The 25619-nt window shown below is 69.6% G+C and carries 24 protein-coding genes; 8 read left to right on the plus strand and 16 right to left on the minus strand.

Annotation, left to right across the window (positions count from 1 at the left end; all coding sequences use genetic code 11):
- Positions 1-118 precede the first annotated feature (118 nt).
- Both A5728_RS03350 and A5728_RS03355 read left to right on the plus strand, forming a co-directional pair.
- The gene (locus tag A5728_RS03350) at positions 119-1216 is read left to right on the plus strand and encodes an S-(hydroxymethyl)mycothiol dehydrogenase (RefSeq protein ID WP_064845695.1); all 1098 of its coding nucleotides are present in this window, start codon (positions 119-121) and stop codon (positions 1214-1216) included.
- Positions 1213-1896 (plus strand): MBL fold metallo-hydrolase, encoded by a 684-nt coding sequence (locus tag A5728_RS03355; RefSeq protein WP_064845696.1) that lies wholly within the window; start codon positions 1213-1215, stop codon positions 1894-1896. The genes A5728_RS03350 and A5728_RS03355 overlap by 4 nt, the downstream gene beginning before the upstream one ends.
- A gap of 79 nt (positions 1897-1975) precedes the next feature.
- On the opposite strand, the gene A5728_RS03360 is transcribed toward A5728_RS03355, so the two are convergent.
- The 3 genes from A5728_RS03360 to A5728_RS03370 are packed head-to-tail and all read right to left on the minus strand — an operon-like array spanning position 1976 to position 7779.
- Positions 1976-3262 carry a hypothetical protein gene (locus tag A5728_RS03360; protein WP_231885489.1) on the minus strand — a complete coding sequence of 429 codons (1287 nt, stop codon included), beginning with the start codon at positions 3260-3262 and terminating at the stop codon, positions 1976-1978.
- 9 nt (positions 3263-3271) lie between these two features.
- On the minus strand, positions 3272-6559 hold the full coding sequence (locus tag A5728_RS03365) for an AAA family ATPase (RefSeq protein WP_231885490.1): 3288 nt from the start codon (positions 6557-6559) through the stop codon (positions 3272-3274).
- The gene (locus tag A5728_RS03370; RefSeq protein WP_064845697.1) at positions 6556-7779 is read right to left on the minus strand and encodes an exonuclease SbcCD subunit D; all 1224 of its coding nucleotides are present in this window, start codon (positions 7777-7779) and stop codon (positions 6556-6558) included. Before A5728_RS03370 ends, A5728_RS03365 begins: the two co-directional genes overlap by 4 nt.
- A 313-nt stretch (positions 7780-8092) precedes the next feature.
- On the opposite strand from A5728_RS03370, the gene A5728_RS03375 reads away from it, so the two are divergent.
- From A5728_RS03375 to A5728_RS03385, 3 genes are all read left to right on the plus strand, one after another.
- A complete protein-coding gene (locus A5728_RS03375; RefSeq protein WP_156523366.1) occupies positions 8093-8872 on the plus strand; it encodes a DUF6318 family protein in 780 nt (259 codons plus the stop codon).
- Between the two features lie 29 nt (positions 8873-8901).
- On the plus strand, positions 8902-9975 hold the full coding sequence (locus tag A5728_RS03380; RefSeq protein WP_231885491.1) for a hypothetical protein: 1074 nt from the start codon (positions 8902-8904) through the stop codon (positions 9973-9975).
- Positions 9976-10190: 215 nt separating this feature from the next.
- A complete protein-coding gene (locus A5728_RS03385; protein ID WP_064845699.1) occupies positions 10191-11381 on the plus strand; it encodes an ADP-ribosylglycohydrolase family protein in 1191 nt (396 codons plus the stop codon).
- Between the two features lie 28 nt (positions 11382-11409).
- On the opposite strand, the gene A5728_RS03390 is transcribed toward A5728_RS03385, so the two are convergent.
- The 8 genes from A5728_RS03390 to clpS all read right to left on the minus strand — a co-directional run bounded on the left by A5728_RS03390 (position 11410) and on the right by clpS (position 17107).
- The gene (locus A5728_RS03390) at positions 11410-11991 is read right to left on the minus strand and encodes a 3'-5' exonuclease (RefSeq protein ID WP_064845700.1); all 582 of its coding nucleotides are present in this window, start codon (positions 11989-11991) and stop codon (positions 11410-11412) included.
- Between the two features lie 39 nt (positions 11992-12030).
- Positions 12031-12891, minus strand: coding sequence for a phosphotransferase family protein (locus A5728_RS03395; RefSeq protein WP_064845701.1), 861 nt, complete (start codon positions 12889-12891; stop codon positions 12031-12033).
- A gap of 3 nt (positions 12892-12894) precedes the next feature.
- Positions 12895-13596: an RdgB/HAM1 family non-canonical purine NTP pyrophosphatase gene (rdgB, locus tag A5728_RS03400; protein WP_064845702.1), complete on the minus strand. Its 702-nt coding sequence runs from the start codon at positions 13594-13596 to the stop codon at positions 12895-12897.
- Entirely contained in the window at positions 13586-14395 is an 810-nt protein-coding gene (gene rph / locus A5728_RS03405) for a ribonuclease PH (RefSeq protein ID WP_064845703.1), read from the minus strand. Before rph ends, rdgB begins: the two co-directional genes overlap by 11 nt.
- A 10-nt stretch (positions 14396-14405) precedes the next feature.
- A complete protein-coding gene (locus tag A5728_RS03410; protein WP_064845704.1) occupies positions 14406-15245 on the minus strand; it encodes an MBL fold metallo-hydrolase in 840 nt (279 codons plus the stop codon).
- Positions 15246-15270: 25 nt separating this feature from the next.
- Positions 15271-16161, minus strand: coding sequence for a glutamate racemase (murI, locus tag A5728_RS03415; RefSeq protein ID WP_064845705.1), 891 nt, complete (start codon positions 16159-16161; stop codon positions 15271-15273).
- A gap of 68 nt (positions 16162-16229) precedes the next feature.
- Complete coding sequence (locus A5728_RS03420) at positions 16230-16805, minus strand: DUF2017 domain-containing protein (protein ID WP_064845706.1); 576 nt, start codon at positions 16803-16805, stop codon at positions 16230-16232.
- Entirely contained in the window at positions 16805-17107 is a 303-nt protein-coding gene (clpS, locus tag A5728_RS03425) for an ATP-dependent Clp protease adapter ClpS (protein WP_183085797.1), read from the minus strand. Before clpS ends, A5728_RS03420 begins: the two co-directional genes overlap by 1 nt.
- 112 nt (positions 17108-17219) lie before the next feature.
- Between clpS and A5728_RS03430 the strand changes: the two genes are divergently transcribed.
- Together A5728_RS03430 and A5728_RS03435 are read left to right on the plus strand one after the other, a co-directional pair.
- Complete coding sequence (locus A5728_RS03430) at positions 17220-18560, plus strand: nicotinate phosphoribosyltransferase (RefSeq protein ID WP_064845708.1); 1341 nt, start codon at positions 17220-17222, stop codon at positions 18558-18560.
- A 14-nt stretch (positions 18561-18574) separates the two neighbouring features.
- Entirely contained in the window at positions 18575-19192 is a 618-nt protein-coding gene (locus A5728_RS03435; RefSeq protein ID WP_064845709.1) for an isochorismatase family protein, read from the plus strand.
- 79 nt (positions 19193-19271) lie between these two features.
- On the opposite strand, the gene A5728_RS03440 is transcribed toward A5728_RS03435, so the two are convergent.
- On the minus strand, positions 19272-21059 hold the full coding sequence (locus tag A5728_RS03440) for a DEAD/DEAH box helicase (RefSeq protein WP_064845710.1): 1788 nt from the start codon (positions 21057-21059) through the stop codon (positions 19272-19274).
- Between A5728_RS03440 and A5728_RS14015 the strand changes: the two genes are divergently transcribed.
- A complete protein-coding gene (locus A5728_RS14015; protein WP_121544245.1) occupies positions 21060-21239 on the plus strand; it encodes a hypothetical protein in 180 nt (59 codons plus the stop codon).
- A 58-nt stretch (positions 21240-21297) separates the two neighbouring features.
- Here the strand turns inward: A5728_RS14015 and A5728_RS03445 are convergent, their stop codons facing one another.
- The 4 genes from A5728_RS03445 to A5728_RS03460 all read right to left on the minus strand — a co-directional run bounded on the left by A5728_RS03445 (position 21298) and on the right by A5728_RS03460 (position 25547).
- Positions 21298-21639, minus strand: a complete 342-nt coding sequence (locus tag A5728_RS03445; RefSeq protein ID WP_082943205.1) for a DUF3039 domain-containing protein — start codon at positions 21637-21639, stop codon at positions 21298-21300.
- Between the two features lie 33 nt (positions 21640-21672).
- Positions 21673-23418, minus strand: coding sequence for a hypothetical protein (locus A5728_RS03450; RefSeq protein WP_231885492.1), 1746 nt, complete (start codon positions 23416-23418; stop codon positions 21673-21675).
- The gene (locus A5728_RS03455; protein ID WP_064845711.1) at positions 23400-24401 is read right to left on the minus strand and encodes an ABC transporter ATP-binding protein; all 1002 of its coding nucleotides are present in this window, start codon (positions 24399-24401) and stop codon (positions 23400-23402) included. Before A5728_RS03455 ends, A5728_RS03450 begins: the two co-directional genes overlap by 19 nt.
- Positions 24402-24587: 186 nt before the next feature.
- Positions 24588-25547, minus strand: a complete 960-nt coding sequence (locus tag A5728_RS03460; protein ID WP_064845712.1) for a tetratricopeptide repeat protein — start codon at positions 25545-25547, stop codon at positions 24588-24590.
- Positions 25548-25619 lie beyond the last annotated feature (72 nt).

A 25619-nucleotide genomic window follows, 5' to 3' on the forward strand; every position in this document is an offset into this window, starting at 1 on the left:
CATCCGCACCCGGTTTTCGTCGCGGGGCGAACGACGCGGCGTCGTCGTACGATGCGTGGCGGCCACCATGCATACTGGGAAGGACGCTAGGAAGCTACGAGACGACGGAGGCAACCGTATGCACAAGGTCAAAGGCGTGGTGGTGCGGGCCAAGAACGAGCCCGCCACCGTTGAAACCATCCTGGTCCCCGATCCGGGGCCGGGCGAGGCACTCGTGGACGTGCTCACGTGCGGGGTGTGTCAGACGGACCTGCACTACAAGGTGGGCGGCGTGGGGGACGCTTTCCCCTATCTCCTGGGGCACGAGGCCGCAGGCGTGGTCAGCGCCGTGGGCGAGGGTGTCACGGAGGTCGCCGTGGGCGATCACGTGATCCTCAACTGGCGCGCGGTGTGCGGCGAATGCCGGGCGTGCCGCCGCGGTGAACCGTGGTACTGCTTCAATACCCACAATGCCGAGCAGAAGATGACCCTCGAGGACGGCACGGAACTCGAGCCCGCCCTGGGGATCGGTGCATTCGCGGAGAAGACGTTGGTCGCGGCCGGGCAGTGCACCCTCATCGAATCCCCGCTCGAGGGCGAACAGTACGCCGCGGTGGGTCTGCTGGGCTGCGGCCTCACCGCCGGGATCGGCGCGGCGATCAACACCGGTGCGGTCAAGCGCGGAGAGTCCGTAGCGATCATCGGCTGCGGCGGCGTGGGCACCGCCGCGGTCGCGGGTGCGGCGCTCGCGGGTGCGACGACGATCATCGCGGTGGACGTGGACGACGACAAGCTGAGCACCGCGCAGCGGCTCGGCGCGACCCACACGGTCAATTCTCGTTCCGTGGATCCCGTGGAGACCATCCGCGAGCTCACGGGCGGTCACGGCGCGGATCTCGTGATCGACGCCGTGGGCGTGGCCGACACCTTCATGCAGGCCTTCCAGGCGCGTGACCTCGCGGGTCGCATGGTCCTGGTGGGCGTTCCCAATCCCGGGACCGTGGCGGAGATCCCGCTGGACCAGGTGTTCTCCCACGGCGGGTCCATCAAGTCCGCGTGGTACGGGGACACCCTGCCCTCGCGCGACTTCCCGATGCTCGTGGACCAATACCTCCTGGGCCGGTTGGACCTGGATGCCTTCGTCTCCGAGCGCATCGCCCTCGAAGACGTGGACGCCGCGTTCGGGACCATGAAGTCCGGCAAGGTCCTGCGTTCCGTCGTGGAACTGGCCCGATGACGCGCACACCGCAGACCGTCCTGACCGACCCGCGCGGCGGCGTCACCGTCACGAACTGCGTCACGGAGGGTACGTTCAGCCTGGACGGCGAGACCTTCGACGTGGAGAACAACGTGTGGGTCGTAGGTAACCAGGCCGAGTGCGTGGTGATCGATCCCGCGCACGACCCCGACGCCGTGCTCGCCGCCGTCGCGGACCGCACCATCACGCACGTGCTGCTGACCCACGGTCACGATGACCACATCGCGGCGGTGCGCGAGTTCACCGACCGCGCGGGCACGGACGCCCCGATCATGATGAACCACGAGGACCTCATGCTGTGGCGCGCCGTCTACCCGGAGGGGCCCGAGCCCGAGCCGCTGCGAGGCGGACAGGAGATCCTCGCTGGCACCGTGATGTTCACCGTGTTGGCCACGCCCGGCCACTCTCCCGGGTCCGTGGTGTTCCACGCCCCGCACCTGGGTGAGAACGGGGTGGTCTTCACCGGGGACACGTTATTCCAGGGCGGCCCGGGTGCCACGGGGCGGTCCTATTCGGACTTCCCCACGATCATCGACTCCATCGAGAAACGGCTGCTCACGCTGCCCGAGGACACCCTCGTGCTCACGGGTCACGGCGACTCCACGACCATCGGCCAGGAGAAGCCACACCTGAGCGAATGGATCGCCCGCGGCCACTGAGTGATCGCGCTCGCGGTACCACGCCGCTCGGCCCGGTCCCCTGCGAACCGGCCCGGGCGGCGTCGTCGTGTGAGCAGCGTCAGATGCGGGGCCTGGGCCCGGGGCTGCGGCGTTGCGTGTAGTTGAAGATGAGGGCGGTGGCCAACAGCACCATAGCGGCCGCCATGGGGACCATGGCCGCGGTCATGTCGTCGAAGTGTACGCCCAGGTACGCGCTGAGCGTGAGTCCCAGCGCCGTGGCGATGCTCGACGTCACAGTCATGCGTGCCACGAGTCCCAGGAAGTCGCTGCCCGCAGTGACGTAACCGGCACTGCTGTGGAGGCACAGCAGGCACGGGCCTGAGAACAACCCGAGCGCGAGGAGCACGAGGGAATACCCCACGAAACCGGACGGCCCGGACATGAGCATGGATGCCAGCAGTGCACCCGTGGCGGCGAGAATCCACATGTTCTCAGCGCTCAACCGGCGGCGGAAACGCACGGCCAGGCTCGACCCCACGGCGGCCCCGAACCCCAGCAACGCATAGATGACCCCCATGGTCTCCACGCTGTCCAGGGACACTGAGTACACCACGAGGCACCCGAGTACCGCGCCCATGAGGGCGTTCAGCGCCGCCACACCGTAGATCAATCCATGGCTCAGCCGGAACACGGCACGGCTGCGCCCGGGCGCGCCGCGGGGGCGTCGCCAGGACCAGAGGGGCATATCCGCGCGGGGACAGCGGGCGGAGGAATGCAGGACGAATGCCGCCGTGATCAGCACGGTCCACACGGCGGCGAAACGCAGCACCACCGCCGGGCCCATGGTCACAGCGAGCAGTCCCGTGAGCGCGGCACCCAGCACCGTGGCCAGCCCCTCGTTCACGGATTCGCGGCGCATGGCCGCCGGGAACGCTTGTGACCGGTCCTGTGCTCGCAACACGGAGGCCCAGCGGAGCCGCGCGGCCAGTCCCATGGGTGTCATGACCACGCCGGCCACGAAGAACGGCGCGAGCGCGGACACGGCATCCCACGAGACCGGGATCTCGGTGACCTGGGCTCGTGACAGCACCCAGAGGATGATCCCCTGGATCAGGGAGAACGCGACCAGGGCCCACAATCGCCAGCGGGCGTTGGCCAGCGCGGCCACACCCACGCCGCTCACGGCTATGCCGAGACATAGGGACGCCGAGCTCAACGCGGCCGTCCACGCCGAGGAGGACGAGACCGCCACGAGCGTGAGCAGGCCCAACGGGGCCATGACCTGGGGCAGGCGGAGCAACATGGTGATCGCGCCCAGCCTGCGATCACTGCGCACGGTGCGTTCACGCGGGGTGAGCACCTTGCCGGGCTTCTCGGGCGCGGGGCGGCGGATCGCGGTACTCACGACCTCAGCCTACGCGGCATCCCACGGCCCCGCGACGACCGACAGATGCGAGCCGCCGGGGGTCTTGGTGACCACGAGCTGGGTGTCGATGCGTTGTTTCATCTCGCTCACGTGGGACACCACACCGATGACCCGCCCCGTGCGGCGCAACCCGTCCAGGGTCTCGAGGACCTGCTCGAGAGTTTGTTCGTCAAGGGAGCCGAACCCCTCGTCCACGAAGAGCGTGTCGATCTCCTGTCCCCCGGCCTCGGACCGGACGACATCCGCAAGAGCCAGGGCGAGCGCGAGCGAGGTGAAGAAGGATTCCCCGCCCGACAGTGTCTCCGTGCCGCGGCGGACACCGGTCCACGAGTCGTCGATCTCGAGTCCGAGCCCGGACTTGCCACCCCCTCGGGTGCGATCCGTATGCACCAGTGTGAAGCGGCCGGAGGACATCCGTGCCAGGTGTTCGGAGGCCACCGCGGCCACGTGCTCGAGCTTCGCGGCGAGCACGAACGAGGTCAGGGTCATCCGCAGGGCGTTCTCGGGGGAGTTCGCCGTGGCCACGTCCGCGAGTCCGCTCAGGCGCTGGGCGTCCTCTCGAGCACGCTCGAGTTCGGCGTGTCGGGCGGGCATGTGCTCGGCGTGGGATGCGGCGTCGGCCGCGAGGGTCTGCAGTCCGCCCAGCTTCTGGTTCAATGCATCCCGCAACTGTTCGTACCCGTCCCGTTCGGCGGCGGTGCGAGCCAGTGCTTCCTCGGACAAGCCCGCGCGTTCCTCGGCGCTGAGCCCCTCGGCGCGTTGCATGTCCTGGGTCGCGAGTTCCGCCGAGACTGAGTCCCGCTCCTCCTGTAGGGCGGTGAGCCGCTCGGAGAGTTCGGCCGCGTCCGCCGGGTCCATGAGAGCCTCGTCCGCGGCGCTCTCGGTCTCGAACGGGGACGCGTCAAGGGCACGTTCCACGGCACCCTGCGCGGTGCGGACCTCGTGTTGCGCGGCCTCCAGCGCCCGCTGTTGCGATTCCCACTCGCTCACCGTGCGCACGAGGTGCTCGGACCGTTCGAGGAACTCGGTGGCCGAATCGAAACCCTTGATGCGCCGGGCCAACTCCTCACGCGCCCGGTCGCACCGTGTCAGGAGTCCCTCGAGGCGCGCACGGGTCCCCGCGATGTCACCGTTGATCCGCGTCCCCTCCCCCTCGAGATCTTGGACCTCCCGCCGAGCAGCCGCGATCTCGGCCTCACCCCGGCGCACCTGGGTCAGGCTCTGCTCGAGTCGGGCCAGTTCCTCATCGGCGTGGCGGCACCGGTCCACGGCGGCGTCGACGTCCATGTCCGCGCCGCCCGCGAGCGCCTCGGCCGCACCGGTCTGCGCCCGCTGCCACGCTGCGTGGGATGCATCCACGGTGTCCTGTGCGGTGTCCCGGGCGGCGCGTGCGCGATCGAGTGCGTCATCGGTGACCTCGTCCTCGGTTCCGGAGCCGGCGAGGTGCGGGTGCTCCGTGGCTCCGCACACGGGGCACGGATCCCCCGGCTCCAGCCCGGTGGCGAGGGTCGCGGCCGCGCTCGCGTAGCGCTGCGCTTCGAGCGCTTCCACGTGCTGGGCGGCAGCCCGCCGTGCGGTTTCATCCTCCCGGTACCGGCGCGCCCGTTCCTGCTCCTCCGCCCGGGCCCGTGCGTATTCCCGACTCGCGGCCACGGCCTCCCGCGCGGTGCGGGCCCGTTCGCGCACGAGGGCCTCGTCCTTGACCTCCCCCAGGAGTTCGCGATGCGATTCCTCGCTGCGGGTCAAGGCGTCCCGCGCTGAGGCGAGATCCCGGGTGAGGTGCGTCGCCCGCTCTTCGAGCGCCGAAAGGGCCTTGCGTTCGCGAGCCGCCTCCTCCTCGTCCCTCGTGAGCGACTCCTCCTGGGCCACGGCGCCCCTGGCGGATTCGCGCGCGGTCACGACTGCATCGCGCAGACCCGCGGGCACCTGCCCGGACTCGTCCACGGCGTCCATGAGGCTCGCGTCCGGACCCAGAATGTGCTGAGCCACGCGGGCCGACGGCGCGTCCCCCGTGACAGTGGCACGCAGGTCGGTGACGGCGGCGTCAAGGGTCGCGACGCGCCGTCGGGCGTCACGCAGTTCCACGAGCGGCGCTTGCAATTCCTGTGCCGCCTCGTGCTCGCGCAGTTGTCGGGCCGCACCCTCCGACTGCTCCGCGTGCTCCGCGAGTTCATCCCGGCGCCGCGTGAGTTCGCCGCGCCTCCTGACCAGCGAATGCAGGGTCTCCAATTGTGCGTAGCGCTGCTGGGCCCCTGTGTACGACGACGCCGCGCCGTCCCGTGCCCGGCCCACCGTGTCTACGAGGGTGTCGCAGTCGTCGACCAGCTCACGCCATCGATCCGGGCCCCCTTCGTAGTCGGCGTCCCCCGATATCCCGTCCGCGGGCCCCTCCTCCGAAGCGGCCGACGCAGCACTGCTCGAGGCTCGGCCCTGGTCAGACGAACCCGCGTCAGTTTTTCCACCGTTGGCGTCCGCCGCGGTGCCCACGGCGACGTCGCCGACCGACCCCTCGTCCGACGGGAGATCCAATCGGGTCCGGAGCGCCCCGGGGAGGTCCGATAAGACGTCCTCCGGTAACCGGGCGACCGTGTGGGCCACGCGTTCCCTGAGCCGGGCGAGGACCTCGTCCGCTCGTTCCGCCTCGCGTTCCGCCTCGTACAGGACGCTCTTGGCTCGATCCGAGCGCGTTTTCAGCTCATCCTGGATGTCCGCGTAGACGTCCGTGCCGAACAGCGTTTCCAGGAGGTCTTCCCGCTCCTTGGAACCGGCTTGCAGGAACCTGGCGAACTGGCCCTGGGGAAGCATCATCACCTGGGTGAACTGCTCACGGTCCAGGCCCACGACATGGTGGATGGTCTGCCCCACGTCGTCCGGGCGGTAACCGCGGTCCACCCATTCCCCCGCCACGTGTTCCCGCAATGACACCGTGGCGTGACGGTCGCTCCACCCGGACGCAGCCCGGGAGGACGGTTCGCGCCACGCGGGCGTCCTGCTCACGTGCCACCGCCGGCCACCCGCCGTGAACTCCAACTCGACGCGCGGCCCGGTGCGGGGATCCGCGTGATCACTGTGCTGGGCCTTGCGCCCGCCCTTGGCGGCAGTCGTGGGCCCGGATCCGTAGAGCGCGAAGCAAATGGCATCCAACACGCTGGTCTTACCCGACCCGGTTTCGCCGTTGAGCAGGAAGACCCCTGCCTCGTTCAGGACGTCGAAATCCACCGTCTCCCGCTTGGCGAACGGCCCGAAGGCGGTGATCTCCATCCGATGCAGCTTCACTGCTCCACTCCCCTGCTGCGCGCGGCGGCCACCGCGTCCGCGATCTCGTCCTGTTCCGGCCCGGACAGCCCCCGGTGCCGCACGTGGTCGTAGAACTGGGCGCACAGCTCCTCGGCACCGGCGGCTTCCGCCACCCGCGCGCTGTACGCCTGCTGGGTCAGAGTCCGGCCGCCCTCGGGTTCCCAGCGCAGTTCCACCGTGCGGGGGAACCGCGTCCTGATCCGATCCATCGCGGATGCCGGGCGGTCACGATCCGTGAGGACCACCTGACACCAGGCACCCTCCGCCGAGGTGTGCGCCGGATCCCGTAGCAACTCGTCGAGTGTCCCCCGCAGGCACGCCAGATCCATGCGCGCGGCGTGGTCCAAGCCGGTGACCTCATGGACCCCGGTCTCCTGGACGTCCACGAGCCACGCTCCCTTGGGGTGTCCGGCCTCGGAGAAGGAATAGGCCACGGGCGAGCCGCTGTAGCGCACGGCGTCCGCGACTCGCTGCCGGCGGTGGATGTGGCCGAGCGCCGTGTAGTCATGACGGGCGAAGACCTCCGCCGGGACGGTGCCGAGGCCCCCGGAATCGACGACGCGCTCCGAATCCGTGGGTTGCGCCCCCGTCACGAACGCGTGCGCCATGACGACGGACGGGATGTCGCCTCGTTTTTTCCTGTCCACATCGATGCGCTCCATCACGGTGCCCAGCACGGCCTGGTGCGTGGGTGCACAGTCGAGCGACGGCGCGGCCGCGCGCGGTTCGATGTACGGGATGCCGTACACGGCCACCGTGAACGCCCCCGACAGGGTGGCACCGCGCGGGTCGGGGGCGGGCGGCGCCGTCGCCCGGGCGACCGTGACCGAGGAGTCCTCCGACTGCGAGAGCAGGACCGGGACGTGGGCCTCCGCCACGCGGGTCAACAGGTGGACGCCACCGTGGGACATGATGCCGGAGCCGAAACCCAACCGCGCCGGGGAGTCGTGGTTGCCGCTCGTGAGTATCACGTGCGCGCCCGCCTCGCGGATCTGCGCCAGGGTGGTGCTGAGCAGCTCCACCACCTCCGTGCGGGGCTGGGCGCGGTCGTACACGTCCCCCGAGACCAGGACCGCGGAGACACCGTGGTGCCGCACCCACTCGACGATCTCGGCCATGGCCTGCGCCTGGATGTCCAGGATGTCGACGCCGTGGAAGGTACGCCCCAGGTGCCAGTCGGAGGTGTGCAAGATCAGCATGGGGTCAATGTAACCGCGGTCTCGGACACCCACAGCGACCTCCCGCACATGTGCAGGTCACACGGCGCAGGCCCCCTGACGGTGTGATCCACCGCGGCCGCCACCGCTTCGCTAGGCCGGCGGCGCGCCACGTGGCGGATTGTTTCTACTCGCTAGTTCCCTCTTCCACGCCGTGACCAGGGGTCATGCATGCGCATGTTCTTCGTCGTCCACAAGCTACGGCCCGGGCATGGCCCGCGCCGTCTTGCGCCTCTATGCTCTGGGGGATGTCTGGTACGTCACACAACGGTGTGGCACGAGGGGGTTCACCGGGATGCATTCACCACGACTGATCGCCACGGCCGGCCGGGGAACGACCCTCGCCCTGCTCGCAGCGCTGCTACTCACCGGGTGCGGTAACGGCTCGCCCGGAGCGGGTGGGGGTTACAGCGCCGCGCCCACGGGAGCCACTTCCACGGGGACGACGGCGCAGCCCACGTCCCCCGCGCCGGACGCCTCCCCCGCATCCCCGACGACGCCGCAGAGCGGGTCCCCGAGCGGGTCCGACAGCGCATTGCCCGATGACTGGCGTCCGGAGGAACCCACGGTGCTGGCCACGGGCCAGAAGGTCCCGGAGGACTACGAACCCGCCACCCTGGAGCATCCGGCCCGCAATGTTCCCAAGCCCGTGATGCCCGCGGAGGCCAGGGACGAAACCGAGGCCGGCGCGCAGGCGTTCCTGAACTACCGCGCCGATGCCCAGTGGTACTCGATCCAGACCGGGGACACCTCGCTGATTCGGGAAGTCACCTCGACGGATTGCGAGAAGTGCACCGAGCAATACGACGCGTATGAGGCCATGTACGCCAAGGGGAATTGGGCAGCGGGTGGATTCGAAGTGCCCACGATCGTACCCGGCTCCTTCAGTCAGCGGCCTGACGGAGGCTACAACCTTCCCGTCGACGTCAAGAGCTCGGGGTCCGTGGCCTTCGTCGACCAAGCCATCCCGAGACGACAACTACCGTTCGCAGAAAAAGATGCGTTCGATTGCTACATCTACCGCGACGGGGATCGCTGGATGTACCTCACCGGATCACCACGAGGCTCCCTGTGAAATGGTCATCGTCCCTGAGGGTGTTTGTCATGCCCCTGGTGATTCTTGGATTCGCAGGTTTACTACCTCAGTCCGCTTCCGCCGATGACGGTGGCGTTCCGGATTTCGGAATCTCTTCCAAGGAAAGTCAGATGTCAACGAATGCCCATGCGCACGGGGCAACAATCGATGTCATTCTGAAAAGTCGAAGCAATTCATCTGCCATGTCGAGGGCTCAGGTCAATGAGCACAACGGAGGCACTACCTCGAACGCGACCCGCCAGGCTGCGGCGTGGGATCCGGATACCGATCCCACGTTCCAGAAGGCGCTGCGTGATCGGCTCATGTCCAACGAGGATTCAATCTTCTTCAACGCCCGCCTGATGGACACCGCTAAGAACAAAACCGTCTACGGCCTCCAAGACCCCTGCACCGACCAACGTGGGGCAGCACTCACACGGTGCCGTACCACCCAGGAATGCACCGACGACACCGGGGCCGCCGGTGTGAACATGGACATCGTCATTGGCGGGGCCAATGACAGGACCCGCGCCGCGCGCGGTACCCAACTGTGCGTCAGCAACACCCAAGCCGATCAAGCCAGCGACGACGGGTACGTGCCGCTGCCGGTGTTCACCCTCCAGGACTTCCAACAACTGGCCGTCGCCCCCGCCGCCAGTCACGTCCAACCCGCCCCGGACACCTTGAAGAACATGCACACCAATGTTTATGCGCAGGCCCAACCCCAGACCTTCACCACGACCCTGGGTGGCTACACTGTCCAGGTGAGGGCCTACCCCGTCCAATACACCTGGTATTACGGGGACGGCACCACCCTGGGCCCCACACCCCTGACCGGTGCACCGCTACCGGACGGTGCGTGGGATGAGCCCACCGACACCTCCCATGTGTACACCACCACCGGGGACTTCACCGTGACCCTGACAACCTCGTTCTACGGGGAATACAACATCGCCGACACCGGGTGGCAACCGGTCGCCGGCTACAACCAAGTCACCTCACCCCCGGTCGCGTTGAGTGTGTGGCGGGCCACCGTGCACAACGTCGCCGATGACTGCCACACCAACCCCACCGGCATCGGCTGCCCCGGCACCGACAAATAGCCGAGCCCAGGGAGGGTCGCGCCCCCACGCTCTCGAGGCCGGACATGCCCGTACGACCGCACACGCTCCTGAGACACCCGGCCGACTTGATCCATCCCGTACCCGAGGCGCCCCCAGCCCGGGCAGGCTCCTATGCCGCCCGGACCTCTTGAACGGCCCCATGCCCGAGCTGCATCACCCCGCACGATCCATTGCCACCCTCATAGACTGATCCCATGACCTCACCGCGCACGCCCGAACTGTTGGAACAAGACCGCGGTCTGGACGCGGCGTCCTCGTGGTATCCGTCGCTCGTGAGGAGCGTGTTCCTCGCGCCGTGGCGCGCGACCGCGGCCGAACGACCCGGCGAGGGAACCCAGCTCCTCGCGCGCACCGCGGGGGCGCTGAACGAGGTGGCCCACTGGGCGAATGACGGTCAGGCCGCGGATCCCACGGCGTGCGCGTGGCTCGCGTACTTGCGCTGGGCCGTGCGCAACGGCGCGAAGCTCCCCGGCGACGCACCGCACCCGCCCGACGACGACCTGGACCACGACTACCCCCTCCTCACCGCACCGGGTGAGCACGCCGGGGACGGTTTCACCGCCTTGTCCATGGGCCGCCTGGGCGAGGTCACTCGTCCGGTCCTGCCACTCGCGGACAGTGCCGAGATCCTGGCCCGCACGCTGCCCTATGGACTGGTGCCCCACATCGGGTGGAAGTCGCTCGTGGCCCTCGCCGTGGACTCGGCCGCGATCACCCACGGCAGCGCCGAGGCACAGACCGCGGCTGTTGGTGCGGCCCTGACCGTTCACGCGGCGGGCCGTGCGCGGGGCAGTGGGGCCTCACTTCAGGACGTAGTCGAGGAAACCGGCCGAGTGGTCGCACTCATGACCCGGCCCGCGCCCCTCACCCGGGAGCTGCTCGACCTGTGCGCGGACCGATCCGCCCGGGACTCCCTGTTCGATGGGATGACGGAACCCGCGGGAGCGTTCACGCGGGCCGTGGGGGACGGAACCGCGGCGTCGTCGGCCCTGGCGCTGGGGCTCGCGGCGGTGCTGTGCGCCGAGGATGCGCCGCACGCGGACAGCTCGGGGGACGACGTCGCTCAGCGGGCTCTCTCGCTGCTGTCCGGTCACCCGGCGGCGAACGACGCGGCACGTACCGTCGCGGTCAGTGTTGCTGCCGCGCGCTGGGGGCTCGGCGACGCCGCACACGGCGAGGACATCGGGGAGAGCGGCAACGGCGCCGCCGGCGACAACCGCATGGCCCGGCAGGACGCCGTGGCCGACGACAACAGCCGCACCACAAAAACGGACAGCGGCACGGACACATCCGGCACGGATCCCTCCGGAACCCGCGGGGCGACCCGCCGTGAACTGCTCGCCCTGGCCGATCGCTGGCTCACCCTGTGGCGGCCGCACGCCTGAGAATCACCCCGATCGGAGGCGCGTCGCGTCACAGGGTCGCGCGCTGCAGCCTGACCCCGTAGTGCGCCGTGAGTTCGGCCATGCTGCGCGCCCCACTGCGGCGCGCGAGATCGAGCACGATCCCGGCGCACGCGAGGGAGTCACTGAGCGCATTGTGGTGCTCCACGACCTCCGCCCCCGCCGCGCGGGACGCCGACGGCAAAGCGTAGGAACGCAGCGTGTAGGCCGCACGGGCCAAGCGGAGAGTGCACGCGTAGTCCCAGTTCCGAGCGGTTCCGCCGCACGCCCGGTTCGCCGCCTTGATCACGCCGGTGTCGAAGACGGCATTGTGTGCCACCAGAACCGAATCCGGATCCTCCGGGCTGATGTTCTCGCACATCCAGTCCCACAGCAGGTCGAACGTGGGCGCGTGGGCGACGTCCGCGGGCCGGATGCCGTGGATCCGGACGTTGCCGGGCTCGAACCCGTCGTGACCGAGCGGCGGACGGATGAGTGAGTACCGGGTGTCCACCACCTGGCCGTCCCGGACCCGTACCACCCCCAGGGCGCACGCGGACGCAGGGCTGCGATTGGCGGTCTCGAAATCTATGGCGGTGAAACTGACGGGCACCCGATCAGGGTAGGCAACGCCTCCGACATGGCATGTCGCTCACACGGAGGCCATGGCGCGGGTCTCGTACCACGCGTCGGCCTTCTCCACGGCCTGGCGGATCTGGGCGGTGTCGAGCTCATGGTGCAGCGCGTATGCCACGGCCTGCAGCGGGAAGATCCGGGAGTGCAACCGCGCGCGCAGATAGTTCTCCTCGTCCGTGGCCTGGCGCACGCTGGACCAACCGAACCAGAGTCCCAGGGACGCGACGTCGTACGCGGGATCGCTCATGCTCGCGTGGTCCCAGTCGATCACGCCCACCAGGTGATCGTCCTGCCACAGCATGTTGGAGCCCATGAGGTCCCCGTGCACGAGCCGCGGCGGGACGTTGTCCAGGGCCACGAGGTCCTCGATCGCATTCATGGCGCGGTCCCGGTTCCGCGGGAGCAGCAGCGGCAGCACCTGGTCCAGCAGGACGTGGCGACGGCGGTGACCGCCCCAGTGCTGACCGGGCCGGTCCAGCCACGGTTCCGCCGCGCGCGCGTCCGCATTATGTACCTGCTCGAGGACCCTGCGCAGCTCCCGCGGGTCCGCGTGCCCCGGCGGGCGGGGGCTGCCCGGGATCCAGGTCATCCCCACCGCGGTGTACCGCCCGTCCTGCAGCACGGGGGTCAGGGGGCGCGGCACGGCGAAGTCGAACTCCGGTAGCCGCGACAGCGCACGGGTACGCCTGCGCACGTTCTCCCCCGAGGTCGGGTTCTTGGCGATCCGCACGCTCATCACGTGCCCCGCGTTGACCACGATGTGCGCGGACCCGCCGGCGTGCAGCTCCCACTCGGAGCGATCCACGCGCACCCTGGCCTCCGCCAACACAGCCTCGACAGCCGGAGCAAAAGGTAGGTGTCCGCACGCGAAAGTCATGGGTCAGTCCTCTGGCTCCGGTTCCAGGGGGGACGCCACTGTGGCTTCCGGCCCGTCCTGCCGCGCGGTCCCACTCGAACCCGTGAGCAGCTGCAACAAGTGCGGCAACACGGCGGCCATGGCCTGCGCACGATGGCTGATCCTGTTTTTGTGCTCTGGGCTCAACTGCGCGCAGCTGAGGCCGTCCTGGCCGTCCGGGGCGAAGATCGGGTCGTAGCCGAACCCGTTCTCCCCCGCGGGTTCGCGCAGAATGTTCCCGGGCAGCTCACCCGTGACCACGTGCTCGGCGCCGTCCGGTGCGACGACCGCGGCGGCGCACAGGAAGGAGCCGCGGCGGTTTTCGGGGGCGATGTCCCCGAGCTGGGCGAGCAGCAGCTGGAGGTTGGCGGCGTCGTCGCCGTGGACCCCGCTCCACCGCGCGGAGAAGATGCCCGGGGCGCCGCCCATGACGTCCACGCTGAGTCCCGAGTCGTCCGCGAGCGCGATGAGTCCCGTCTCCGCGGCGGCAGTACGCGCCTTGAGCAGCGCGTTTTCCTGGAACGTGACGCCCGTCTCGACGACGTCGCTCAGCCCGGCCGTGCGCGCGTCCACCACAATCCCTGGATCGGTCAGCCCCGCGTCGCGGAGCATGGCCTGCAGCTCGCGCACCTTGCCCGCGTTCTGTGTCGCGAGCACCACGCGGGCACCGCGTGCGTCATCGGCCACGGGTGGCCTCCAGGGTCTCCCGCTGGATCTCGGCCAGCTGGGCGCACCCAGCCACGGCGAGGCCGAGCAGCACGTCCAGTTCGGCGCGCTTGAACGGTGCGCCCTCGGCCGTGCCCTGGACCTCCACGAAGTCCCCCGAGCCGGTCACGACGACGTTCATGTCGGTTTCCGCGCGCACGTCCTCCACGTACGGCAGGTCCAGCATGGGAACACCGTCGATGATCCCCACGGATACGGCCGAGACCGTGTCGATGAGGGGGTTGACCCGCGGCTTGAGGATGCCGTTGTCGTGGGCCCAGCGGATGGCCTCGGCGAGCGCGACGTACGCGCCGGTGATGGACGCGGTGCGCGTACCGCCGTCGGCCTGCAGGACGTCGCAGTCGAGGACCACGGTGTTCTCCCCGAGGGCCTTGAGGTCGATGATCGAACGCAGGGAGCGGCCGATCAGACGCGAGATCTCATGGGTGCGGCCACCGACCTTGCCCTTCACCGATTCGCGGGCCGAACGCGTGGAGGTGGCGCGCGGGAGCATGGCGTACTCCGCGGTGACCCAACCCCGGCCCTCACCCTTGAGCCAGCGGGGAACGCCTTCCGTGAGGGACGCCGTGCACAGCACACGGGTGCCGCCGAATTCGATCAGGGCGGAACCCTCGGCCTGCTCGGACCAACCGCGGGTGATGGTGATGGGCCGCAGTTCGTCGACGGCGCGCCCGTCCGCTCGTACCAGCCCCGATGCGGCGGAGCCACCCTCGCCCGTGGAATTCTCGGTGGATCGTGCCGGCTCGGTAGGCGAAGTCATGGGTTTCAGCCTAGTCCCCGGTCACCGCGCTTGCCAATGCAGTGAACGACTGGTCGGTCGGCCCGGCGACGTCGTAACTCGTGGCCACGCGGGCCACCGTGACCGGGCCGGAGAACGCTCCGACGGCCTCCGCCGTGGCCGTGTCCACCGAGTTCCACACGGGCAGGTGGGTCAGCAGCAACCGACGCACACCCGCGGCGGTCGCGGTCTCTCCCGCGCGCTTGCCCGTGAGGTGGATCCCGCGCAGATGGTCCTCGCGGCCCTCCTGGTAGGCGGCCTCACACAGGAACACGTCCGCGTCTCGGGCCGCTGCCACGAGCTCGTCGCACACGTCGGTGTCCCCCGAATACGTGAGGACTTCCGTGCCCTGGGCCCCGCGGTACTCCACGCGCAGCGCATAGGGCTCGGGGCACGGGTGGTTCACTGGGTGGGGCGTGACCGTGAACGGACCCACGGTCACGGGCTGGTTGGCCTGCCACACGTGGAAGTCGAACTCGGTGTCCATCGAATGCTCGGGCGGCAACAGGTGCAGCTGGTTGAGGTAGCCGTGCAGCATGGACGGACCGTAGATCGGGATGCGACCGCCCTGCCATCCGCGGGGATCCCACTTCACGGCCACGTGCAGACCGCCCACGTCCACGCAGTGGTCCGGGTGCAGGTGGGAGAGCATGATCGCGTCGATCTCGTGCAGGTCGATGTGGCGCTGCAGGACACCCAGGGCACCGTTGCCCATGTCCAGCACGATGCGCCACGTACGCCCGTGCGCGTCTTCGCCGGACAGCAGGTAGCACGAGGCGGGGGCATCGGGCCCGGGAAAACTTCCTGTGTTACCGATCACTGTGAGGATCATGGGTGATCGCCTTTCTGGTGCCGACTCAGCGCTGAGCCGCGTGGATCGTGGCGAGGGAACCGGTGGGGTACTGCTCCGCGACGGACGCCGTGTGCCGGACGCGGACCACTTCGGGGCCCAGGAACCGTTGGGCGAGGACCTCGAAGCTCACGGGGTCCCCCGTGGCCAGGAATTCGTGGTGGGGAGCGAGCTCGGGATCCCGCTCGAGGTGGTTGTCCAACAGGCAGCGGTAGACGTCCCGCGAGGCCTCTTCCGAGGACGAGACCAGGTTCACGCTCTCGCCCATGACGTAAGAGATCACCGCCGTGAGCAGCGGGTAGTGCGTGCACCCGAGCACCAGGGTGTCTACGCTCGCGTCCTTGAGGGGCTGGAGGTAGCGCTGGGCGGTGCGCAACAGATCGGGCCCCGTGGTGACGCCGCGCTCCACGTACTCCACGAATTCGGGGCACGCCACGGACGTGATTTCGAGCTGGGGTGCGGCCGCGAACGTGTCGTCGTACGCGCGCGAGCCGATCGTCGCCTCGGTGCCAATCACCCCCACCCGACCCGAGCGTGTGGTTGCCACCGCGCGGCGCACCGCGGGCTGGATGACCTCGGTCACGGGGATGTTGTAACCGCGCGTGTAACGCTCGCGCGCATCCCGCAGCACTGCGGCGGACGCAGTGTTGCACGCGATCACGAGCAGCTTGACCCCGGAATCTACGAGGTCGTCCATGATGCGCAGGGCGTTGGAACGCACTTCGGCGATCGGCAGGGGCCCGTAGGGGCCGTGCGCGGTGTCACCGACGTAGAGGATCTCCTCGTTGGGCAGCTGGTCGATGATCGCCCGCGCCACCGTGAGCCCGCCCACACCCGAATCGAACACGCCGATGGGCGAGTTGGGATTGGGACCGGTGGGACGTTCGTGCACCTGCATACCGGAAAACTGTAGTGCTTTTCGCGCGCGCCCTCGCGCATGAGACGTGTGACCTTGGCGATCCCCGGTCACCGGGGCGGCAGGGTCTTCAGCAGCGCGTTCATGAGAGTCTCCTGAAGCCAGGAGACGAAGTTGTAGACCACACCCATGTACTGCTCCACGTCCTCGGCCCGGCCGAAGTCGGTCAGCTCGGCCACGCGCTCGGCGGCCTCGGTCGAGTCGATGTTCAGCCGGGAGGCCAGCACGAGGCGGACGTCGTTGAGCGAGCGCGCGAAGTCCTGTGCCTGCGCCACGCTCAGCACCACGGGCTGGGATTCCAGGGCCAGGGAGGACGCACGCAACGCCGCGGTCTTGCGTTCGCGCAGCGAGCGGTCCGTGAGTCGCCGGAACTCCGCGGCCTGTTCCGGGTCCGACGACGCCGCGGGCAGCAGCCTGCGCACCGCCGGGTCCGTGGGTTCGGCCACCTCCTCGTCCCAGCCGAGCAGCGCCTCGAGCGGGTCGTCGTTGCGAGCCGGTCCGTCCTCGCGCGCTGCGGGCGCCAGGGTCTCCCCCACGTCCGAGAACAGTTTCTGCAACAACCGCACCTCGGGGGCTTCGAACCGACCGACGATGCCCTTGCGCGTGCGCTTGAACCCGTGCGCCATCAGTGCTCCCCCGCCTTCTCGTACGTGGCCCACAGGCCGTAGCCGTGCAGCGAGCTCACGTGCGTCTCCGCCTCCTCGAGGGTTCCCGTGAACACGATCGAGCGGCCCCGGTTGTGCACCTCGAGCATGAGTGTGCGGGCCTTGGCGTCGGAGTAGCCGAAGTGGGTGCGGAACACGTAGACCACGTAGCTCATGAGGTTCACTGGATCGTCCCACACCACCACGTTCCACGGCACGTTCATGGCCGTGACCGCCTGCTCCTCCCGTTCGAGCACGGGGGACTCCGCCGGCGCGGAGCTCATCAGGACGGCCGGGATCCGGGCGGGGACGGCGCGGTGCGTAGTGAACATCGCCTCCATGGTAGTCACGGGGACACGGATGTGCGCACGACGGACGGCCCACTAGGCTGGCCACGTGAACGAGCACACCTATTCCTGGCACCCGCAGCCCACGTCCTTGCTGACGGACCACTACGAGCTCACCATGTTGCAGGCCGCGCTCCGGGCAGGCACCGCGTCCCGCCGCAGCGTGTTCGAGGTCTTCGCCCGCAGACTCCCCAACGGCCGCCGCTACGGGGTGTTCGCCGGGATGGGCCGGGTGCTCGAGGGGCTCGAGCAGTTCCGATTCACCGACGAGCAGCTGCGGTTCCTGCGGGACACCGCCGTGGTGGACGCCCAGACCGTGGCGTACCTCGAGAACTTCCGTTTCACCGGCCAGATCCGCGGCTACGCCGAGGGCGAGACGTACTTCCCCCACTCGCCGCTGCTGAGCGTGGAGTCCTCGTTCGCCGAGGCGTGCGTCCTGGAGACCTACATCCTCTCCGTCCTGAACTTCGATTCCGCCGTGGCCTCGGCGGCCTCCCGCATGGTGGGTGCCGCGGGAGAGCGCCCGTGCATCGAGATGGGATCGCGCCGCGCCCACGAGCAGGCGGCCGTGGCCGCGGCCCGCGCCGCCGTGGTCGCGGGCTTCGACTCGACCTCCAACCTCGAGGCCGGTTTCCGCTACGGGGTCAAGACCGTGGGCACCGCGGCCCACTCATTCACCCTGCTGCACGACTCCGAGGAGCAGGCGTTCCGCGCCCAACTGGACGCGCTGGGTGTGTCCACGACCCTTCTGGTCGACACGTACGACGTCGAACGGGCCGTCACGCTCGCCGTCGAGATCGCGGGCAAGGACCTCGGGGGCGTACGCCTGGACTCCGGCGACCTCGTGACGCAGGCCACGTCCGTGCGCGCGCTGCTCGACAAGCTCGGCAACTCCAACACCCGGATCACGGTCACCAGCGACCTGGACGAGTACGCGATCGCCGCCCTGCGCGCCGCTCCCGTGGACGCATACGGCGTGGGCACGCGCCTCGTCACGGGCTCGGGTGCCCCCACGTCGTCGATGGTCTACAAGCTCGTCTCGCGCGAGGGCGCCTCGGGCGCCATGGAACCCGTGGCCAAGGCGTCCTCCGGCAAGAAGTCGGTGGGCGGCGAGAAGTACGCGCTGCGCCGTCGTGATTCCCAGGGCGTGGCCACACACGAGATCGTGGGCGTGTCGCACATGCCCGAGGACGACGGCGATGACCGCCCCCTGCTCGTGGACTACGTCACCGGCGGCGAGCTGCACGACGGCTGCACGGGCCCCGAGGCCGTAACCCGTGCCCGGCAGCGCCACGTCGATTCCGTGGCCGAACTGCCCCGCGCGGCGCGCCGACTCTCCGAGGGCGAGCCCGTGATCCCCACCGTGATCGAACCCGGAACCGCACACTGACCAGGGAGGTAGCCATGCGCACTGCATTGCTGATCGTGGACATCCAGAACGACTTCTGCGAGGGCGGCAGCCTGGCCGTCGAAGGCGGGGCGGCGGTCGCCGCGCAGGTCTCCGAGTACCTCGAGGACCACCACGGCGACTACGTTGCCGTGGCCGCGACCCAGGACTGGCATGTTGACCCCGGGGAGCACTTCAGCGACACCCCCGACTTCGTCACGAGCTGGCCCGTGCACTGCGTCGCGGAGACCACCGGCGCTGACACGCACCCCGATCTCGACACCGAGTACATCACGGAGTACTTCCGTAAGGGCGCATACGACGCCGCCTACTCCGGTTTCGAGGGCCTGTCCGCCCCGGACGTGGACGTCCCCATGGGGGAATCGGAGGAGGACTCCGACGAAGAACGCGTGAGCCTGGACGACTGGCTGCAGGAACGCGGCGTCGAGGCCGTGGACGTCGTCGGTCTCGCGCTGGACCACTGCGTGCTGGCCACCGCCAAGGACGCCGTGGAGGCCGGCTACGAGACCCGGGTGCTGCTGCCGCTCACCGCACCCGTGGCAGCCGAGTCCGGTGAGCGGGCGGTCGAGGAACTCGAGGCCGCGGGCGCGGAGGTCGTGACCGACCTGGACTGAACGCCCGCCGCGCCGCCGTGCGGGCCGCGACGCTGCGTCGCTTGGCCGCGTCGCCGCGTCGGCCACTACGCGGCGTCGGCTACTTCCGGCCGATGAACCAGCGCTGCAACAGGGCGATCCGTGCGGTCAGCTGGTCCTCGGAGGCCTGGGCCACGGCCGGGCCTCCGCACTTGGTGCGCAATTCGTTGTGGATCACCCCGTGCGGTGTTCCGGTGCGCGCGGACCACGCGGAGACGTTCTTGGACAGCTGCGAGCGCAGGTCCTTCAGGCGGCGGTGATCCGGCACCGCGGGGGTCTGGGGTGCGTCATGGCCGCTCCGACCGTTGCGCTGGGCCGAGCGCGATTGCCGCTCCCGCAGCAGGGCCGAGACCTGGTCCGCGTCGAGCAACCCGGGGATCCCCAGGTATTCGGCTTCCTCCTCGGAACCAACCGCCGCGCCACCGCCGAAGGCGCCGCCATCGAAGAGCACACCGTGGAAGGACGCGTCCGAGTCCAGGGCCTGGAAGTTGCCCTGAGCCAGGGACGACGACGCCTTGTCCTCGCGGTTGGCCTCATCCAGCAGGTCGTCGTCCCAGCCCGTTTCCATGGGCTGGTCGAAGTCCACGACCCCCGGCATGTTCTTGGGCTTGTCCAACGCGTGGTCCCGCTCCTCCTCCATGGAGTTGGCGAGCGCCATGAGCGTGGGCACCGAGGGCAGGAACACGGACGCGGTCTCCCCGCGCTTGCGGGCGCGCACGAAGCGACCCACCGCCTGGGCGAAGAACAGCGGCGTGGAGGTGGACGTGGCGTACACGCCCACGGCCAACCGGGGCACGTCCACGCCCTCGGAGACCATGCGCACCGCGATCATCCAGCGCTTGTAGGATTCGGAGAACTCGTCGATCTTGTTGGACGCGGTCTTGTCGTCCGAGAGCACCACGGTGGGCCGCTCCCCCGTGATGGCGTGCAACTGTTCGGCGTAGGCCTTGGCGTCCTGGTGGTCCGTGGCGATCACGAGCGCCCCGGCGTCCGGGACGGTGCGCCGCACCTGCGTGAGCCGCTGATCGGCGGCGCGCAGCACGGACGGGATCCACTGCCCGTGCGGGTCCAGGGCGGTACGCCACGCGTGGGACGTGATGTCCTTGGTGAACCCCTCCCCGAGCTGGGCGGCCATCTCCTCACCGGCCGAGGTCCGCCAGCGCATCTGACCCGAGTAGGCCATGAAGATCACGGGACGCACCACGTGATCGTGCAGGGCGTCCGCGTACCCGTACGTGTAATCGGCCGTGGACCGGCGGATCCCGTCCCCGTCCTCCTCGTAGCTCACGAACGGGATGGGCGAGGTGTCCGAGCGGAACGGTGTACCCGTAAGGGCGAGCCGGCGGGTCGCGGGTTCGAAGGCCTCGCGCAGCCCGTCGCCCCAGGACAGGGAGTCACCGGCGTGGTGGATCTCGTCCATGATCACGAGCGTGCGCCCGGCCTCGGTGCGCGCGCGATGCAGCAGCGGCTTGTTGGCCACCTGTGCGTACGTCACGGCCGCGCCCATGTAGCCGCGGCCGTGCTGGCCGTCCGCGTTCTTGAAGTTGGGGTCGATCGCGAGTCCCACGCGCGCCGCGGCGTCGGCCCACTGGCGCTTGAGGTGTTCCGTGGGGGTCACCACGGTCACGCGCTGAACGGTCCCCGCGTCATGCAGCTTCTTGGCCACGGTCAACGCGAAGGTCGTCTTACCCGCACCAGGGGTCGCCACGGCCATGAAATCACGCGGTTGGGCTTGTTCGTAGCGGTGGATCGCCTCCGCCTGCCACGCGCGCAACTTGGGCGCGGTCCCCCACGCCGCCCGGTCCGGGTAGGCCGGCGGGAGATCCGCCGCGGCTCCGAAAAGGGACATTTGATCGCTGTCAGACACGTGGTGCTCGTCCTCTCCGCGCGCTCGTTGGCGCGCATCCACTCCGGTCCCGTCACACGGATCGGGGGTCTCGCTCGCGCGGACGACGACGCTCGGATCGCCGTCGTACGAGGCACGGACGACGACGCCCGCGCGACCCTGCACGGCAAAGGCGCCCGCTGAGCGCGGGCGCCGCCGGTGGTCCCGCCCGGCGCGGGACCTCACGAGAAGGGAAGGGTGATCAGTTCTCGGGCTCGTCCTTGCCGGGACGCAGGCCCTGGTAGATCTCCTTGCACTCCGGGCACACGGGGAACTTCTGGGGATCCCGACCCGGGGTCCACACCTTGCCGCACAGGGCGATCACGGGTTCGCCGGACAGTGCCGACTCCATGATCTTCTCCTTCCGGACGTAGTGCGCGAACCGCTCGTGATCACCGGGTTCCTGCAGCTGCCGGGTGTCCTCGCGCTCGATCGTGGAGGTGCCACCCACGGTCTCGGGCTTCGTGCCGAACAGACCGTTGCTGATCACCCGGGAGGAGCGCACGGAAGGATCCGTGAATTCCTGGGCTTCGGTGATTTCCATGTCCCCCACTCTACCCCGCGCACCGGGCCCGGCTCACCGGTAGGCGGCCACCTCCTGGAGCAGTTCGGGCCCGCGCGCGTCCAGCCACTTACCGCCCGAACGCACGCCGATCCACAACACCACGAAGCCTTCCACGAGGCCCACCGCGAGCGCGAGCCAGCACCACACGGCGGCTCCCGTGATGAGGTACACGATCAGCAGGATCCCGGCCGGGAGCGCGAGCAGGGCCATCAGACCCATGATCACGAACTGCACCACCATGTTGAGGATCGTGAACCCCTGGGGTGTCTTCATGGGGGACGCGCCCGGGGGCGGCGTGGGATACGTGTACCGGGCCGAGACGATCGAGACCACGCCGGCGCCACCGAGCAGGATCCCCACGCACACGCCCACCACGGCGGGCAGGGCGTCCCAGCGCTGCACGCCCACGAGCCAGAGCACGATGGAGAGCAGCACCAGCGGCACGGCCACGATCAGCAGGGCCACCACGCGCCCCAGCCGATCCGCACGCCCGGAGACCGGTGCCAGCACGTGAAGGCTGAACGCGGTGTTGTCGTAGGAGACGTCCGCGGAGATCGCGTACGCCATGAGCAGCGACACGAACAGGGGCAGCGCCCACAGACTGAACCCCGACTCACCCGCGATGAACCAGAAGACCGCCCCGATCGCGGGGATCATGAGCAGCGACGCCGAGTAGCGCGGGTCCTTGAGCCAGTACGTGAGACACCGTGCGGCCACCGCACCCCATTGGTTCGCCGGGAACCGGTCGAACAGACCGACGCCCTCCTGCGGGCGGGACGTCCCCCGGGCGCCTCCGCCGGCGGCGTCGCCGAGGGCGCGGCGCAGACCCGCACACGTAACGACCACGAGCAGGAGCAGCGTGACCATGGAGATCGCCACCCGGGCGAGGGCCGCGAGCCAGTGACCCGACGCGACGTCGCCGGGGACCGCCCAGGTAGCACCGAGGGGGGTCCACGCGAGAACTCCCGCCCATGTGGGCAGCAGCTGCCACACCTGGCCCAGGCCGGTCGCAAACAAGGAGATGAGGGGCCCCAGCAGCACAACGAGAACCAGCACGACCATGGAGATGATCTCGTTCGCGCGCCGCCCCTTCGCGAAGTTCGCGCCCAGGGCCGTAACGCAGCGCGAACCGACGAACGCGAGCAGGGCGCCGATGATCGCGCACGGAATTGCCGCAATGAGCGCCACCGTGGAACCGCGCCACGAGAACAGCCAGCCGAGCAGGGCGATCACGGTCAGCACCCCCGGGATCCCGACGACCGCGCCCGCCACCTGGCCGGCCACCAGACCCGTGGTGCTCAGGGGGAACAGGGCGAGCCGGGAAGGGTCCAGCGTGGAGTCGGCCTTGGACGAGACCAGCGGTACGAGCCACCAGCCCACGAGCAACAGGGAACCCAGCAGGACCGACGCGACCACCACGGTCTCGAGGGCTTCACCCCCGAGCGCGATCAACGCGGTCAGCGCCATCCCCAGGAGGAACAGTGCGTAGAGGCCACCCAGAATCGTGCCCACCAGGATCCACGTGCTGCGGGTCAGGGTGTTGATGAGCACGCGCCATTTCAGCCCGGTCAACCGCCGGGCCTCCTCGAACGCCCCGATGCTGCGCGTGACGGGTTCACCCCCGCCGTGCGAGGGGCGCACGGAGGCGGGAACGGCGGCGTCCGGCGCGACGTCCTGTGCGGGGCCTTCTGCGAATGCGGTGTCGAGGCGGTCGGGAGCCGCGGCGTCGCGCGGGTCGTTCACTCGGGACGCAGCCACTGCAACCCCTCCCCCGCTTCGGTGCGTCCGCCCACCAAGGACACGAACCGGTCCTCGAGGGACATGCCGGCGCACACCTCGTCCATGGTCCCCTGCGCGAGGACACGGCCTTGGTCCATCACGGCCACGTGATCGCACATGCGCTGCACAAGGTCCATCACGTGGCTCGAGACCACCACGGTGCCGCCCGAATTCGTGTACTGGTGCAGCAGCGATCGGATGTTCGCGGCGGAGACCGGGTCCACCGACTCGAACGGCTCGTCCAGCACGAGCAGGCTGGGTGCGTGGATCATGGCCGCGGCCAGGGCGATCTTCTTCGTCATACCCGCGGAGTAGTCCTGCACCTGGCGCCCCGCTGCGTCCTGCAGGTCCATGGCCACGATGAGGTCCTCGGTCCGCTGCGCGACGAGCTCGCGGTCCATCCCGCGCAGCAGACCCGAGTAGGTCACGAGCTGGCGTCCCGTGAGCCGGTCGAACAGGTGGGCGCCGTCGGGCAGCACACCCATGCGTCGCTTGGCGGTCACGGGATCACGCCACACGTCCACGAGCTCGTCGCGGCTTCCCCCGCCCACGAGCACCGAGCCCGCGGAGGGACGCAGCAATCCCGTGGCCATGGACAGCGTGGTCGTCTTGCCGGCGCCGTTGCGCCCTACGAGGCCGTAGAAGGAGCCCCGCGGCACCGTGAGGTTCACATGATCCGCGGCGGGTCGGCCGGACTGGCCGTAGAACTTGGTGAGGTCCCGCACGGCGAGCGCGGGCGTCCCCGTGCCGGAGTGCGGCGCGGGGACTCGGGGCGCGTACTGCGTGGTGGCATGGGGCGCCGCATACCGCTGGGCGGCCCCAGGGGGTGCCGCATGCTCAGAGGGCGCCGCGTGCCGGGGTGCTCCCTGCTGCTCGGTCGAGGGGTCGTTAGCCACGGGTCCCCCGGCGCCGGGGGCGGGCTCGCGGCGCGGGGTCGTGGGTCCGTTCACTGGGCTACTCATGTCACCAATGTACTGAGTGACCCGCGTGGCATGGCGGATTCACCGGACCTCATCACTGTCGACCCGAGGATCCCGCCAACCCTTCACCGGGGCCGCTGAACGACGCCCGTCCGGGGCCGCGCGTCGCCGCAAGGCCCACCGCCCGTACCGGTCGACTTCAGCCGCAGCCCGGACATCAGCGGCAGCCTAAAAGAGCGCCCGCATCAACTGGGCGCGCGCGGCCACCACGCGGGTATCCTCCGCGCCGACGACGTCGAAGAGGTCCACGAGACGCGCCCGCGCGGCATCCTTGTCGTCCCCGGCCGTGGTGCGCACGAGGTTGAGCAGGCGCCGGAACGCGTCCTCCACGTGCCCACCGGAGAGGTCCAGGTCCGCGACGTCCAGAGCGGCCTGCACGTTCGTGGGATCAGCGGCCGCGGCTTCCCGCACGGCGGTCGCGTCCATCGCGCTCACGCGCTGCAAGAGGTGTACCTGAGCGAGTGCGAGCTTGGCGTCGTGGTCACCCGGGTTCTCCGCGAGCGCCTTGTTGTAACTGGCCTCCGCGCCGGCCAGGTCCCCGGCCTCGAGTTTGTCCAGGGCCTCCTGGTGCAGCGGGGGCAGGGGTTTGGGCTCGTTCGCCGCGACCGGTTCGGCTGTCCCCGTGACGCCGTTTTGCTGCGCGAGGCTTACGAGCTCGGTCAGCAGCTCACGCAACTGCTGTTCCGAGACCGTGGAGTTCACGAGCGGCACCACGCGCCCACCGAGCAATGCGAGCACGGTGGGAACGGTCTGCGCCTGGAACGCCTGCGCGATCTGCGGTTCCGCGGCGGCGTCCACGGTCCCCAGCATGAGCCGACCCCGGAACTCGTCCACGACCCGCCCGACCACGTCCACGAACGTCTCCGACTCCGGGCTCTGGGGCGCGTGCAGCACCACGACCACAGGGTACGTCGCGGAAGCCTCGGCGTAGCGCTGGAAGTTCGCGGTGGTCAGCTCCACGCGGTAGCTACCGGCGCCCGCGGACGCCGCCGCGGCGTCGTCGTTCGGCGCACCCGTCCGGGCACCGCCCGACGCGCCGAGATCCACGGCACCGCGCACGGACGCAGGAACCGCTTGCTCGTCCCGTGGGGGCTGCTGGTCCGGGGTGGAACGGGGGAATTCGCTCATGGGAACCTCCTTCGACGGCGAGTCCGCGACATGGGACGCGGACTCGATCGTGCGCCCTGTTCCCGGGCGCAC

The sequence above is a fragment of the Kocuria sp. ICS0012 genome (assembly GCF_001665945.1).
GTDB lineage: Bacteria > Actinomycetota > Actinomycetes > Actinomycetales > Micrococcaceae > Kocuria > Kocuria marina.

Excerpts from the sequence above, each read along its gene's own strand:
- A5728_RS03350 (WP_064845695.1), top strand. The coding sequence starts at position 119 with ATGCACAAGGTCAAAGGCGTGGTGGTGCGGGCCAAGAACGAGCCCGCC.
- A5728_RS03355 (WP_064845696.1), top strand. The coding sequence starts at position 1,213 with ATGACGCGCACACCGCAGACCGTCCTGACCGACCCGCGCGGCGGCGTC.
- A5728_RS03370 (WP_064845697.1), bottom strand. The coding sequence starts at position 7,779 with ATGCTGATCTTGCACACCTCCGACTGGCACCTGGGGCGTACCTTCCAC.
- A5728_RS03375 (WP_156523366.1), top strand. The coding sequence starts at position 8,093 with ATGCATTCACCACGACTGATCGCCACGGCCGGCCGGGGAACGACCCTC.
- A5728_RS03380 (WP_231885491.1), top strand. The coding sequence starts at position 8,902 with ATGCCCCTGGTGATTCTTGGATTCGCAGGTTTACTACCTCAGTCCGCT.
- A5728_RS03385 (WP_064845699.1), top strand. The coding sequence starts at position 10,191 with ATGACCTCACCGCGCACGCCCGAACTGTTGGAACAAGACCGCGGTCTG.
- A5728_RS03395 (WP_064845701.1), bottom strand. The coding sequence starts at position 12,891 with ATGACTTTCGCGTGCGGACACCTACCTTTTGCTCCGGCTGTCGAGGCT.
- rph (WP_064845703.1), bottom strand. The coding sequence starts at position 14,395 with ATGACTTCGCCTACCGAGCCGGCACGATCCACCGAGAATTCCACGGGC.
- A5728_RS03410 (WP_064845704.1), bottom strand. The coding sequence starts at position 15,245 with ATGATCCTCACAGTGATCGGTAACACAGGAAGTTTTCCCGGGCCCGAT.
- murI (WP_064845705.1), bottom strand. The coding sequence starts at position 16,161 with ATGCAGGTGCACGAACGTCCCACCGGTCCCAATCCCAACTCGCCCATC.
- A5728_RS03420 (WP_064845706.1), bottom strand. The coding sequence starts at position 16,805 with ATGGCGCACGGGTTCAAGCGCACGCGCAAGGGCATCGTCGGTCGGTTC.
- clpS (WP_183085797.1), bottom strand. The coding sequence starts at position 17,107 with ATGAGCTCCGCGCCGGCGGAGTCCCCCGTGCTCGAACGGGAGGAGCAG.
- A5728_RS03435 (WP_064845709.1), top strand. The coding sequence starts at position 18,575 with ATGCGCACTGCATTGCTGATCGTGGACATCCAGAACGACTTCTGCGAG.
- A5728_RS03440 (WP_064845710.1), bottom strand. The coding sequence starts at position 21,059 with ATGTCCCTTTTCGGAGCCGCGGCGGATCTCCCGCCGGCCTACCCGGAC.
- A5728_RS03445 (WP_082943205.1), bottom strand. The coding sequence starts at position 21,639 with ATGGAAATCACCGAAGCCCAGGAATTCACGGATCCTTCCGTGCGCTCC.
- A5728_RS03455 (WP_064845711.1), bottom strand. The coding sequence starts at position 24,401 with ATGAGTAGCCCAGTGAACGGACCCACGACCCCGCGCCGCGAGCCCGCC.
- A5728_RS03460 (WP_064845712.1), bottom strand. The coding sequence starts at position 25,547 with ATGAGCGAATTCCCCCGTTCCACCCCGGACCAGCAGCCCCCACGGGAC.